The 12,208-nt window shown below is 43.1% G+C and carries 19 protein-coding genes; 16 read left to right on the plus strand and 3 right to left on the minus strand.

What is annotated here, in order from left to right:
* Positions 1 to 103 precede the first annotated feature (103 nt).
* Entirely contained in the window at positions 104 to 994 is an 891-nt protein-coding gene (locus OCV50_RS21975; RefSeq protein WP_261905374.1) for a LysR family transcriptional regulator, read from the minus strand.
* A gap of 213 nt (positions 995 to 1,207) precedes the next feature.
* Here OCV50_RS21975 and OCV50_RS21980 point away from each other — a divergent pair, with 213 nt between their 5' ends.
* Complete coding sequence (locus tag OCV50_RS21980) at positions 1,208 to 2,053, plus strand: enoyl-CoA hydratase/isomerase family protein (RefSeq protein ID WP_261905375.1); 846 nt, start codon at positions 1,208 to 1,210, stop codon at positions 2,051 to 2,053.
* Positions 2,054 to 2,199: 146 nt separating this feature from the next.
* Here OCV50_RS21980 and OCV50_RS21985 read toward each other — a convergent pair whose 3' ends face one another.
* Complete coding sequence (locus tag OCV50_RS21985) at positions 2,200 to 2,814, minus strand: immunity protein Imm33 domain-containing protein (protein WP_261905376.1); 615 nt, start codon at positions 2,812 to 2,814, stop codon at positions 2,200 to 2,202.
* A 77-nt stretch (positions 2,815 to 2,891) separates the two neighbouring features.
* Positions 2,892 to 3,260 carry an SMI1/KNR4 family protein gene (locus OCV50_RS21990; RefSeq protein ID WP_261905377.1) on the minus strand — a complete coding sequence of 123 codons (369 nt, stop codon included), beginning with the start codon at positions 3,258 to 3,260 and terminating at the stop codon, positions 2,892 to 2,894.
* Between the two features lie 276 nt (positions 3,261 to 3,536).
* Between OCV50_RS21990 and OCV50_RS21995 the strand changes: the two genes are divergently transcribed.
* From OCV50_RS21995 to OCV50_RS22065, 15 genes are all read left to right on the plus strand, one after another.
* A complete protein-coding gene (locus OCV50_RS21995; RefSeq protein WP_261905378.1) occupies positions 3,537 to 4,328 on the plus strand; it encodes a nucleotidyltransferase domain-containing protein in 792 nt (263 codons plus the stop codon).
* Between the two features lie 151 nt (positions 4,329 to 4,479).
* On the plus strand, positions 4,480 to 4,875 hold the full coding sequence (locus tag OCV50_RS22000; protein WP_261905379.1) for a DUF3465 domain-containing protein: 396 nt from the start codon (positions 4,480 to 4,482) through the stop codon (positions 4,873 to 4,875).
* Between the two features lie 70 nt (positions 4,876 to 4,945).
* Positions 4,946 to 5,695, plus strand: a complete 750-nt coding sequence (locus tag OCV50_RS22005) for a carbon-nitrogen hydrolase family protein (protein ID WP_261905380.1) — start codon at positions 4,946 to 4,948, stop codon at positions 5,693 to 5,695.
* A 103-nt stretch (positions 5,696 to 5,798) separates the two neighbouring features.
* A complete protein-coding gene (locus tag OCV50_RS22010) occupies positions 5,799 to 6,302 on the plus strand; it encodes a YgjV family protein (protein ID WP_261905381.1) in 504 nt (167 codons plus the stop codon).
* Between the two features lie 72 nt (positions 6,303 to 6,374).
* Entirely contained in the window at positions 6,375 to 6,956 is a 582-nt protein-coding gene (locus OCV50_RS22015) for an HD domain-containing protein (RefSeq protein ID WP_261905490.1), read from the plus strand.
* Between the two features lie 111 nt (positions 6,957 to 7,067).
* The gene (locus OCV50_RS22020; protein ID WP_261905382.1) at positions 7,068 to 7,481 is read left to right on the plus strand and encodes a VOC family protein; all 414 of its coding nucleotides are present in this window, start codon (positions 7,068 to 7,070) and stop codon (positions 7,479 to 7,481) included.
* A gap of 35 nt (positions 7,482 to 7,516) precedes the next feature.
* On the plus strand, positions 7,517 to 7,996 hold the full coding sequence (locus OCV50_RS22025; protein ID WP_261905383.1) for a GNAT family N-acetyltransferase: 480 nt from the start codon (positions 7,517 to 7,519) through the stop codon (positions 7,994 to 7,996).
* An 18-nt stretch (positions 7,997 to 8,014) separates the two neighbouring features.
* Positions 8,015 to 8,437 carry a lysozyme inhibitor LprI family protein gene (locus OCV50_RS22030; RefSeq protein WP_261905384.1) on the plus strand — a complete coding sequence of 141 codons (423 nt, stop codon included), beginning with the start codon at positions 8,015 to 8,017 and terminating at the stop codon, positions 8,435 to 8,437.
* An 89-nt stretch (positions 8,438 to 8,526) separates the two neighbouring features.
* Positions 8,527 to 8,976, plus strand: a complete 450-nt coding sequence (locus tag OCV50_RS22035) for a YHS domain-containing (seleno)protein (RefSeq protein ID WP_261905385.1) — start codon at positions 8,527 to 8,529, stop codon at positions 8,974 to 8,976.
* 241 nt (positions 8,977 to 9,217) lie between these two features.
* A complete protein-coding gene (locus OCV50_RS22040; RefSeq protein ID WP_261905386.1) occupies positions 9,218 to 9,733 on the plus strand; it encodes a P-loop NTPase family protein in 516 nt (171 codons plus the stop codon).
* Positions 9,734 to 9,797: 64 nt separating this feature from the next.
* On the plus strand, positions 9,798 to 10,121 hold the full coding sequence (locus OCV50_RS22045; RefSeq protein WP_261905387.1) for a hypothetical protein: 324 nt from the start codon (positions 9,798 to 9,800) through the stop codon (positions 10,119 to 10,121).
* Between the two features lie 28 nt (positions 10,122 to 10,149).
* Positions 10,150 to 10,548: an ACT domain-containing protein gene (locus OCV50_RS22050; RefSeq protein WP_261905388.1), complete on the plus strand. Its 399-nt coding sequence runs from the start codon at positions 10,150 to 10,152 to the stop codon at positions 10,546 to 10,548.
* Positions 10,549 to 10,643: 95 nt separating this feature from the next.
* Positions 10,644 to 11,207 (plus strand): nucleotidyltransferase family protein, encoded by a 564-nt coding sequence (locus OCV50_RS22055; RefSeq protein ID WP_261905389.1) that lies wholly within the window; start codon positions 10,644 to 10,646, stop codon positions 11,205 to 11,207.
* Positions 11,200 to 11,736: a GNAT family N-acetyltransferase gene (locus OCV50_RS22060; protein WP_261905390.1), complete on the plus strand. Its 537-nt coding sequence runs from the start codon at positions 11,200 to 11,202 to the stop codon at positions 11,734 to 11,736. The genes OCV50_RS22055 and OCV50_RS22060 overlap by 8 nt, the downstream gene beginning before the upstream one ends.
* A gap of 81 nt (positions 11,737 to 11,817) precedes the next feature.
* On the plus strand, positions 11,818 to 12,189 hold the full coding sequence (locus OCV50_RS22065; protein ID WP_261905391.1) for a VOC family protein: 372 nt from the start codon (positions 11,818 to 11,820) through the stop codon (positions 12,187 to 12,189).
* Positions 12,190 to 12,208: the final 19 nt, after the last annotated feature.

Below are 12,208 nucleotides of genomic sequence, written 5' to 3' on the forward strand. Positions count from 1 at the left end.
AGTCCTAATTTACTTACTTTTACATAATTGCGTCCTTGTACATCGTTCCAAATTTGGTGTGCTTGCGCTAAACGGATAGACAGCATAATGGTATGAATTGAGTTTAATCCCAGTAAGGCGGCGTCCCATAGTAGTTAGAGAAGTAGTCTATAAAGGCCCGCACTTTCGGTGCTAATAGTCTGGAACTTGGATACACCGCCCAAACGTCAGAGTTGTCTAATAGAGTGTAATCTTCTAATACCTGGATCAGACTGCCGTCACGTAGCTGTTGATAGGCAATCCAAGTCGCGCACTGAGCTATCCCCATTCCATCAATTGCAGCATCTCGCACAGCCTCTCCGTGATCGACTTTGATCTTGCCTTTGACCTTAATATGTTGCACGCCTTCCAGAGTGTCGAAAGCCCAAGACTCAAGGCCTGTTTGATTGATGCACTGGTGGGTTTTGAGTTCAGATGGGTGCTTGGGCGTTCCATATTTGGCGATATAGTCGGGAGAGGCGACCATGATTCGTTTGTCTGTGGCGAGCTTTTTTGCAATTAAGGTTGAGTCTTTTAAATCTGCATTACGAATTGCAATATCGAACCCTCCTTCAATCAGATCCACCATAGAATCTGTTAGTCGTATATCAACGGAGAGATCCGGATACTTTGCCAAAAAGCCTTTTAAAGCGGGCATCAAGTGCATACGACCAAACGAAGCGGGAGCCGTAATTCTAATTGTGCCTTTAGGGCAGGCTTTTCCTGTTCCTACATTGGCTTGAGCAGCATCGACACCACTGATGATCTCTTCCGCATAGGGTAAAAGCGCTTCCCCTTCCTCTGTGAGAGAGACCTTGCGTGTCGTGCGATGAATCAGCCTAGCCCCTATGCTCTCCTCAAGCTTATTTATGTGCATACTAGCGACTGGAGCAGACAAGCCCAATTCCTTACCTGCTTGACTGATATTGTGTGTGCAAGCAATTCGCACAAACAACCGTAGATGCTCTAAATTCATTCAGTACAATCCTTATATTTCAATGAAGCGAGCGGCTGAGGCTAGCTCTTGGATATTCATATACTAAGCCTAAAATGACAAATAAATTATTTAATTATCGTTAATACAGATTGTAATTCTTGTTGATTGTTGTGTGAGAAATAACGCCATAGGATTTATTGGGTGACACACTTTTTGCCATTCATATTAAAGACAATCAATGGAGAGTACATTATGAAATATTCAGGATTTCAAACGTTTACAACAGAACAGAAAGACGGGATTCTAACCGTTACGTTCGATTTCGGTACGGTAAATGTTCAAGGGCAAGAGATGCTTGCAGACTTAAATAGTCTGGCAATGAGACTAGAGCGTGACCGCAACACTAAAGTTGTTGTTTTCCAATCAGCGAACCCTGAAGTCTGGGTTTGCCACTACGATACTGAATTGCTAAAAGACATGTCGACTGAAGCGGTTTCACGTGAAGAAGCTCAGCTTCTCGACCTACAGTCTGTATGTGAGCGAATCAGTAAAGTGCCGCAAGCCACAATAGCTAAGTTAGAAGGATTTGCTCGTGGGGGCGGTCATGAGCTAGCCCTTGCGCTAGATATGCGCTTCGCTGCCCGTGGAAAATTCAAGTTCATGCAGATGGAAGTCGGTATGGGGATTCTACCTTGTGGTGGTGGCGCATCACGTATGGCACGTCAGGTTGGTCTAGGTCGTGCGCTTGAAATTGTGCTTAGTGCCCGCGATTTTGATGCTGATGAGGCAGAAGCTTACGGCACCATTAACAAGGCTTTAGAACCAGACGAAATTGGCCCTTATGTTGATGCACTCGCGCAGCGCATTTCTAAATTCCCTGCGGAATCTATCAATGCTTGTAAACAAATGGTGTATGAATCAATTGATAAGCCTATTGATGAAGCGTTAAAAGCAGAGGCATACTGGTTATACCAAGCGACAAGTAAGACAGCAGCCGTTAAGCGTTTCCAGATTGCAGACGATCAAGGTCTAGAGCACGATATGGAAAACCAGCGCAACTGGGAAGAGTTAGTGATGAAGGTTCAAGACATTAACTAAGATTATTGGTCACTCAAATGACGAAAAGCTCCTGATATTCAGGAGCTTTCTGGTTTTGGTGTAGATTTCAGAACAGTATTATCGCATCAACTTCAGTTGGTGAACGACACTGTTCTTACAAGTAAGAGCGGCTTGTTTATTACCTATTACTTATCTAGTTCTATGAATTTTCCATACTCATTTTTTACAAAGGCAACGCCTTCTTCACGCTCTAGTAGTGGAAGAAAATCATCATCTCGATTAAGTACTGAACCTAACGAGACATAAGAAGAGTTATCTGAGTCTTCCATGTATTCGTCGGTTTCATCACCTGCAGTAAAACGCCACCCGCTATCATCATCGTAATCTGTTTCTTCACGATACAAATAGCCAACTTTTCGACCTTCGTAGAGAATATTATGTGTGACGAAGCAACGCTTTATGTACTTATCGGCAATTGATACAACCGGATCTTTAAGGTCTGTATCAATGATATGGTGGTCACTAAACTCGATGGGATCTTTATGTTTTAAGTCTCTGATATATTGGGGATCATTATCTAAATAACCTGAAAATACACCCTTTTTAATACAGGTTATTTCTACCCACATTCTTTCAGCGCTCGGTGCCTCAAGTTCATCAGACTCAAATTCAAAAATCAGTTTGGCTTGATTCCCCACTTTTAGCTGAGAAACCACTTCTTTTGATGGTTTATAAAATGTGTACGGAAATTCACCTGCAATCTTCTGCGCATCTGCCAGTTTCCAGCTCATTTTTTGCATAATATCTCCATGATTGTTGCAGTTAACGACTGTTATAAATGACTAACGCTTTCGCGAGTCCAGTGCTCTTGTTACGTTTATTCAATCTCATTTAAATATTTGCGAATAAAATCAGCTAAATTATCTGCGTAAGTGGAGCCGGTCATTTCTTCATGGCAAACAAATTTCACAGAAAACTCTTGGAGTTCGTGGTTTATGACGTAGTAGTCACCGAAGCCATTTTGACCGATTATAAAATACTGTTCTGGCCATGCCTCTCCAAAATATCCGTTGGTACGAATATCGATATTTTCCTCTATGATAACGTCGACGTCGTGAAGGAGGCCGAAATCCTCGGCTTCTGTTCCAAGGAGCTCATTTGGATAGTTGAGCATAACTTGCTTATAGCTCTCGGGAAGTATGACGCCTGTTTTGTTTTCTATTGCTTCAATTTCTTCTTGATTCATGACTAACTCGTTTTGTCTTTTAAAGCATCGAGTGTGTGCTTACTTACCGGCAATGCTCGTCTCATATTCAGATGTTCAACACAAGTTTAGATAGATAACCGTTATATTTAGTTCGGGAACTCTATGTTTAGTTTTTCTGTTCGACAACCTTTATAGAAATAATCTTTTGTAAACAGTGATCTATAGCTATAAATTAGATGAATGAGTTTGGGGTGAGCCAAAATAGAAGCACGTATGTTTATATCACTGAACACGTCGTTGAATGATAAGGATTTTATGCATAACGAAGATAATGGGCTCGATGAGTTGGGGTTTATCCGCAATAATTATTCGGTTGATAAGATTCAACCTGAGTTTAAACCTGTCGTCGACAGTGTGGTTCAGCAACTAACGCAACGACTCCCAGCGCAAATTGATGGAATTTATTTGTATGGTAGCGTTCCAAGAGGTACGGCTGTTGTAGGTCGCTCAGATCTGGATATATCTATTATTCTCAATACGCCAATTACAGAACCAATAGAGCGGATATTCCAAGAGATAAGCAATGCAGTTTCCTATAATCACGCGGAGATCAGTAAGATCGATATCGATCCGGGTTATCTCAATATCATTCAAAACCCACAAGAGCTTTATCACTGGCAGTTCTGGCTTAAACACTGTTGTTGCTGTGTATGGGGTAACGACAGAGCGGTTTCCTTCGTCAAACATAAGCCCAACTTAGAGATAGCTTTTGCGCTTAATGGAGACTTACCTGCGTTCTTGGAACAAATGGCCGATAGCTTCTCTAAAATGGACGACAAAGCGGTTGCGAAGATACTCGGCAAGAAGTTAGTGAGGGCAGCGTACTATTTTATCGCAGCAAAAGATGAGAGTTGGTACATCGATTTATCTCAATGTGCCCAAGCTGTAAAAAAGTACTACCCAGACCAACAAGAGGATATTGGGCTTGCATACTTATTTGCATGCGGAACGCTAACATCAAAAGCCGAAGCGGTAAAACTCTACCAGCGCTTAAGCCGCAATGTTAATGAGATGGCAGTTAATTTGAGTAAGCAAAACTGCTTTTAACAACCACGGTTATCGTTATTGGAATAATGCTGACTGAATCATGACTCTTGGCAATTTCATTGTGCGCTAAATCAAAAGGTGAAGTGCCTATTCTGGAGCTCATTGACGGATTTCTATACTCTTCCGCGATATTGATTTAAGAGAGACCATCATGAAAAGGATTTCAGCTTTACTGTTATCGTTATTGGCAGTTTGCTCTATTAATGTTCAAGCGAATGACCACCAACTTAAGCAAGCGTATCAAAACCACCAAAGTGATCTACAAATCCAAGGTTCAGGAACAGTATCAAGAGTGCTTCCTGACGACAATATAGGTTCTAGACATCAGAAGTTTATACTGCGTTTGGACAGTCGACAGACATTGCTCGTTGCACACAATATCGATTTGGCGCCGCGCATTCCAAATTTAAAAGTTGGTGATGTGGTCCAGTTTTACGGCGAGTATGAGTGGAACGATAAGGGTGGTGTGATTCACTGGACACATCGAGACCCAGCGAATCAACATGCTCACGGCTGGCTGAAGCATCAAGGGAAGATCTACGAGTGATTAGGTTTAAAGGACACTCAATCGGTCTCCTTTAAATAGCTAAATCCTTAACGTTTATGGAGTAGAAAACGTGAAGAGTTGTATTACCATTAGCTTGCCGCAGGTACCTGTAGTGAAGGGCGACGTATCTGCTAACTTGAAGCATCACATCAGTGCGATTGAAAAATCCTCTCAACATAATGCAGACGTTGTCGTCTTTCCTGAGTTATCTCTTACTGGTTACGAGCCTGAGCTTGCTGCTGAATTGGCGTTTGACCCAGCACCTTCAGCTTTCAAGGAACTGTCGCAAGCAGCCATTACACATCATGTTATCGTGATCGCGGGTTGCCCTTTAAAATCCTCTGAAACTTCAAAGCCTACGATCGGTTCTGTAATTTGCTTTCCTGATGGAAAGGTTGAGTTTTACTCCAAACAATATCTCCATTCTGGTGAAGAGGTATTCTGTTCAAGAGGAGATCAAGATTATTATTTCCAACTCAATGGCAATCAGATCGCGCTTGCTATCTGTGCGGATTTTATTGAGCCATTGCACTCTACGCGAACGAAGGCAATGGGCGCAGATGTTTATTTGGTGAGCGCGCTCATCTCAGAGATGGGCTTTGCACCAGATTCTAAGTTGCTATCTGATATTGCCTCAACACATAAATTTCCTGTGCTGCTAAGTAACCATATATCTGTGACTGGCGGCTGGGATACATGTGGCAAAAACTCTATCTGGGGAGTTAATGGTAATAGAGTAATGTTGCCGAATACCAAAGAGGAATGCATGGTGTTATGTACCATTGATAACGGACGCATTAGCGCATGGGTTGCGCAATAAATATTTGAGATATTTAACCATGGCTAGTAGTGTCAATAACCATAGTCAGCGCACCCAATGGCGTTGATTACACCAGCGGTTTTTTACTTACAAGGAGTGTAGGGTGACACCATTTCTTTTGTCTCAAATTCTAGTCGCAATCGCGATCTGTTTTGATCTGATGTCATTTCAATTCAAAGAACGGAAAAAGATCGTTACGTGTCTCTTTTTTGCCGGGACTCTGATTTCCAGCCATTTTATCTTGCTTGAGCAGTGGACGGCAGCCAGCCTCATGCTCATTGCAACTGTTCGATATTTAGTGAGTGTGTTCTCTACTTCGGTAAAGTTAAAGTATCTGTTCTGCGCGGCTTCAATTGTCTCTACATCGATTACTTATACGGGGTTAGTTAGTCTTGTGAGTTGCCTCGGTTCTCTGTTTCAAACGGTCGCAGCATTTAATAAAGATGACCGTCGTTTACGAGAGTTGATGATCATCGGCACCGCGTTTTGGCTTATTCATAACTACATGGTTGGATCACCAACGGCTGTCGTCATGGAAGTCCTTTTCATTTCTAGCAATTTAATTGGATATTATCGTTACTACGTTAAGGGAACGGCATTGGCGTAACTCGTAAACCGGTTGCTAATATGATCAGTTTTTGAATATAGGGCTTGTTCTCTACAAGATAGGAGTCAGATGTTGAAAGAAGTTACTCAAATACTCGATTTCATGGTCGAAATTGAAAAGCTCAAAGGCGTATTGAGAAAATCGAGACCAGTTGGCTTGAAGCGGCATGAAAACTCCGGTGAGCACAGTTGGCATGTGTGTATTAGTGCTCTGATGTTAAAAGATTATGCAGACGAGACCATTAACATCGACCGTGTGATCAAAATGCTGTTGATTCACGATCTGGGTGAGATCGACGCCGGTGACAAAATCGTTTATGAATCAGAAACCGCAGAGCAAAAGAACAAAGAGTGGAAAGGCGTTAAACGAGTACTCGATATACTGCCAAACCAACAAGGTGAAGAATATTTGGCACTGTGGGAAGAATTTGAACTTGGTGAAAGTGCCGATGCAAAATATGCAAAAGCCATCGACCGCATTCCTCCGCTTCTCCACAACATCAATGACGATGGCTACGGTTGGAAGAAGCACAATATTCCTAAAGAGAAGGTTCTCAACTTCAACCAGCAAAGAATCTTAGCTGGTGGAGAGAAGATATGGGAAGGCGTCGAAGCTAAACTACAACAAGCTATCTCCGATGGGATTCTAACCTAGTCATCCAGTTAGCTCTTCAATTAAGCATAATCATTCTGCTTTGAGTGGCATTGAGAGCTTTCGTCACGGGGGGAGTCATGTAGAATCGGTGTTTTGACGTTAGGGGCCGCCATGACTAAAGCAGTACAACAGCAGATCGGAAACATCGCACTTGTTGTCGAAAACTATGATGATGCTATTGAGTTTTATACTCAGAAACTTCAATTTACTCTAGTTGAGGATACCGATTTAGGCGGTGGTAAACGCTGGGTTCAGGTCGCTCCTCCCAATTCTAACGGCACCAACCTTCTGCTTGCTCAAGCGAGTACCGAATCCCAAACACAAGCCGTCGGTAATCAAACGGGTGGTCGCGTATTTTTGTTTCTTCAAACCAATGACTTTTGGCGTGACTATGAATCCATGAAAGCCAAAGGTGTAACGTTTAACGAAGAGCCTAGAGTTGAAGAGTACGGAACTGTGGTTGTGTTTCAGGACCTGTACGGAAATAAGTGGGATCTGCTGCAGCTAAACCGAAGCGGAAACTAGCCGACATAACAGACGATAGCAATCAGGCGGTAGTGATGGAACTGAGAGAATTTAGACAGGAAGACTACGATACTCTGATTCATTGGATAGACTCAGAACGACTCAACTATCAGTGGGGCGGTCCGAACTTTGATTTTCCATTAGATCACGATCAACTCGAGCACCATTGCGTGAAAGCTGAGGTTCTGCCATTTATCTTCATCTCAAATGGAGAGGAAGCGGGCTATGTTGAGTTGTTCAAAGTGTCCGGTTCTCAGTATCGTATTTGTCGCGTGTTTGTGTCGAACGATTTTCGTGGGCAGGGGATGGCTAAGATCATGCTCAATCAGCTCATTGAGAAAGCGCGAGTCGAATACAACGCACAGGTTTTAACGCTGGCTGTGTTTGAGCGAAATGTCGTTGCCAAAAGGTGTTACGAATCTTTGGGTTTCGTGGTGACGTCTCGTGAATCGGGAACGCGCAGTTTTGATGGCGAGTTATGGGATCTGCTGCTCATGGAAAAACACTACAATTAATAACTCTAGGAACATCAAATGAAAACTGTGTTATTCGTTGCCTTGGCGATGTTACCGATAGCTTCGCTCGCTCAACAAGATGAAATCGACTGCGAAAACGCGCTGAACACCTTAGAAATCAATCAATGTGCAGCGATAGAGTTACAAACCGCTGAACAGCAATTGGAGACTTATCTTCAAGCAAGCTTTGAACATAACGCTGAAGATCCAATCTTGGTAGAAGCGATTAAGCGATCGCAAGCAGATTGGTCGACGTATATGACTGCTCATTGTGATGCTATCTACACGCAATGGCGAGATGGCTCTATTCGTGGGGTTATGGCACTTTCTTGCAAAACTGAGTTAACCAAAGACAGAACCCATCAAATCTGGGCCAATTTCTTAACCTATATGGATAGCACACCGCCCATTTTACCTGAGCCAAAGGTTAGCAACGATTAGCGCATTCTTAGTTGGTGGCTGGTGATTGGTCATCGTGAAATTTTTGCCGCGTTTATCCTCTCTTTATAAATAACATGAGGAGAAACGTTATGAAGTATCTTGCCAAAATTGTTCTAACACTTGTCTTTTGGTTGGGGATTGCTGCCCCTTCTTTTGCTCTTGAGCCGGTATACAGTGACTTTTTCGGCAAGGCGATCAGAGGCTATGATCCCGTTGCGTACTTCACTCAAAGCAAAGCCGTCGAAGGTAGCGACGACTATCGCTACGAATGGAATGGTGCAGAATGGCGATTCTCATCACAACGACATCTCGATTTATTCAAAGCTGACCCTGAACAATACGCTCCTCAATATGGTGGATACTGTGCTTGGGCGGTGAGCAAAGGCTATACCGCAAAAATAGACCCGCAAGCTTGGAATATCGTCGATGGCAAGCTTTATCTAAATTACAGTAAATCTGTACAGCAAACTTGGCAGGGTGATATCGCTGGAAACATTGCAAACGCAGACACCAACTGGCCAAGATTGCTGAATGAGTAAATGAACCAAATATCGATGCCTGAAATCACTAATCATCACCTGGGTTTATAAATTCAATTGACACTCACTAAGATTTATATGACATTGGCTGTATGAAATGTAATCGAACAACACTCAACCAGCGAATTATCATCATTCTATAAGAATGGTGGGGATTTTGTTGTACTGAGAAAAGCTAACCCACCCGGTAAGGTGGGTTTTCTTTTTCTATCTTCCGGGCCGTGTTCTTGGAGGAACTCAAATGAAAAAAGTCGCCGTCTTTGGTAAGCCTGGTAGTGGCAAATCTACCTTCAGCAAAGCATTAAGCCGGTCAGCAGGTATACCGTTGCATCAACTGGACTCTATCGTTTATCAACCTAACGGTGAGCCAGTTCCCAAAGATGTCTTTAATCAAGCTCATGACAAAATCTTGAATGAAGACGCTTGGATCATCGATGGACTTGGCCCTCTTGGTGCATTCCACCAGCGCTTAGAGTCTGCAGATACCCTTATTTATATCGACTTGCCCTATTTTGTCAGCTACTGGTTCGTGACTAAACGTTGCCTGAAAGGGTTGTTCGTAAAACCAGAAGGGTGGCCAGATGGCAGTTCAGTCATCAAAGGTACGCTTAATAGCTACAAGGTGCTTAAACTTTGCCCAGGGTTTTGGAATGATGAGTTTATGTCTCGGCTGTCTCAGATCTCAGAAGGTAAACAACTGCATGTTGTTCAGAGTACAGCCGAACTCGATCATCTACTTACTCAACTCTCACAATAACGACGGGCTGGTGTTCATAGACTGAATAGATTGATACTTTGAACTGTCTATCAATGGAGTAAAGATGGAATTCAAACTTGAAATATACGCCCCAGAATCAGAGATTACTGCAATTCGTGATGCTCTGAACTCTGCGGGCGCTGGCGTTGTGGGCAACTATGACAGTGTCATCTCGATTGTGAAAATATCGGGATTTTGGCGTCCAAACTCACAATCTAAGCCCGTCACGGGAGCAAAAAACCAGATCAACTTTGGTGAAGAGGTTCGCATAGACGTTCGTTGTAAAAAGGAGCGCGTTCAAGCGGCACTCGATGCTGTGCGAGCGGTACATCCTTATGAAGAGCCCGCTATTAACATTCTTCCTCTTTATAATCAAGAATTTAATTAGACTCGATACTGAAACAAGGATTGTATTTATGTCAGGAATTACCGATCTAGATGAACTTCTGCGCTCTATGAGCCCTGAATTAATGCCAACAGAGTTTGTGTTCTGCACGACTTCTGGTGCCTTAGTTGATTATCTCAAGTTAGAGCCTGTAGCCACATTTATCGAATCAGAAGGGCTGACTCTGGTTCTTGAAAAGTCGCGAGCCGAGAAAGCAGGCTTGGCATTTGAAGGTATCTACCAACAGATCACCCTAACCGTTCATTCAAGTCTGGATGCGGTTGGGCTTACTGCAGCTGTTGCATCCAAGCTCGCGTCTAAAGGGATCAGCGCTAACGTTATTGCTGCTTACTACCACGACCATATTTTTGTACAAAAGGATAAAGCCACTGCTGCGCTATTGGCATTAGAAGAGTTTTCCGCTGAGTGATGAGCATGGATACGAACACTGAGATTTGGCACACCTATTAAGTGGTAGCGGTGAAACGCTAATAAAGGTTTATGAGTCTAAACAACGAAAAAGATTTGGATAAAATCGTTCTCCTTTTGAAACAAGACCCAATGAGAGTACAAGCCTTGCATTGTGTTAAGAGGTTAGAACTGCCTCAGTGCTACATTGCCGCGGGATTTCTACGAAATTTGGTTTGGGACGCCCTGCATAACAGGACTAAGCCAACGCCTTTGAATGATATTGATGTTGTCTATTTTGATGATGATGAATTGGACCCCAATGCCTGTTTCAAGCATGAGGCTTGGCTCAATATACAAATGCCACAGTTTAATTGGCAGGTTCGCAACCAAGCTTTGATGCATCACAGAAACAACGACCAACCTTATAAAAGCACGCTCGATGCCATGAGTTATTGGCCTGAAAAAGAGACCGCTGTTGGTGTTAGAGTCACGGCAAAAAACGATTACGAGTGTGTTTCCGCTTTCGGTTTTGAATCTCTATTCAATGGACATATCACGTATAACCCGAAAAGACCGCGTTCGCTATTTGATCAACGTGTATACGCAAAGAGCTGGCTCGTCTTATGGCCATCGCTCAAAGTGGTTTATGGCAATGCAAAGGAATCGCAAGATGTTTAAATTGGAAACAGAGCGACTAATTCTGAGAGACATGACACTCGATGATCAAGATGCTTTTGTCGCAATGTCTCAAGACGCAAAGTATCAACGTTTCTATGATGAAAATGATTGTGATCCAAATAAATATAAGCAACTCACTGAACTGTTTGTGGCGCAGTCAACTGAAAGCCCAAGGCAAGCTTATCAACTCGCTGTTGAACTAAAGAGCACCAATGAGTTTATAGGTACGGTTTGTTTGCGATTAGAGCAAGACCGGCAGGCCTCTATGGGCTGCGCTTTCTCTCGAGCTTCTCAAGGAAGTCAGCTAGCTCAAGAAGCGGCATTTAAGCTCGCTGATTTCGGTTTTAAGGAATTGGGTGTTCATCGTATTTATTCTGAGACCATCAGTCGTAATTTGGCTGCGATAAACCTTTGTCGTCGCTTAGGCATGCGTAAAGAGGCGCATTTAAAAGAGCATCGTTTCTTTAAAGGGCAGTGGTGGGACACTGTCATTATGGGTGTACTGTACAGTGAGTGGTGTGATTTTTAACCCAAGTTCAGATAATTCACCTGTACTGTTTTTATACACAGTATTGTTGTGTATCCTATCCTAAAAAAGGAGTAGTTCACGATGATCTTAAATCACATCTCTATCGGTGTTTCTGACCTCGAAAAAGCGGTTTCTTTCTATGACGCTGTTCTTGAGACTCTCTCTATAAATCGAACGCATTATATTGAGAATGCCGCCGCCGCTTACGGTGAACGTTTTGAGTTTTGGATAGGGTATCCAATTGAAGGTAGGGCGACGTCGGGTAATGGTGTGCATGTCGCATTGAATGCACCATCCAAAGACGCAGTCATGCGTTTCTATCAAACGGCTCTTGAGCTAGGAGGGCAATGTGAAGGACAGCCTGGCCCTAGACCTGAATACGGTGAAACTTACTATGCGGCGTTTGTGCGAGATCTTGACGGGAACAAGCTAGAGGCTGTGTTCATGCAGTAAAGAACATTCGCCATGGACA

Origin of the sequence: Vibrio fortis, from assembly GCF_024347475.1 — a bacterium.
Lineage (GTDB): Bacteria > Pseudomonadota > Gammaproteobacteria > Enterobacterales > Vibrionaceae > Vibrio > Vibrio fortis.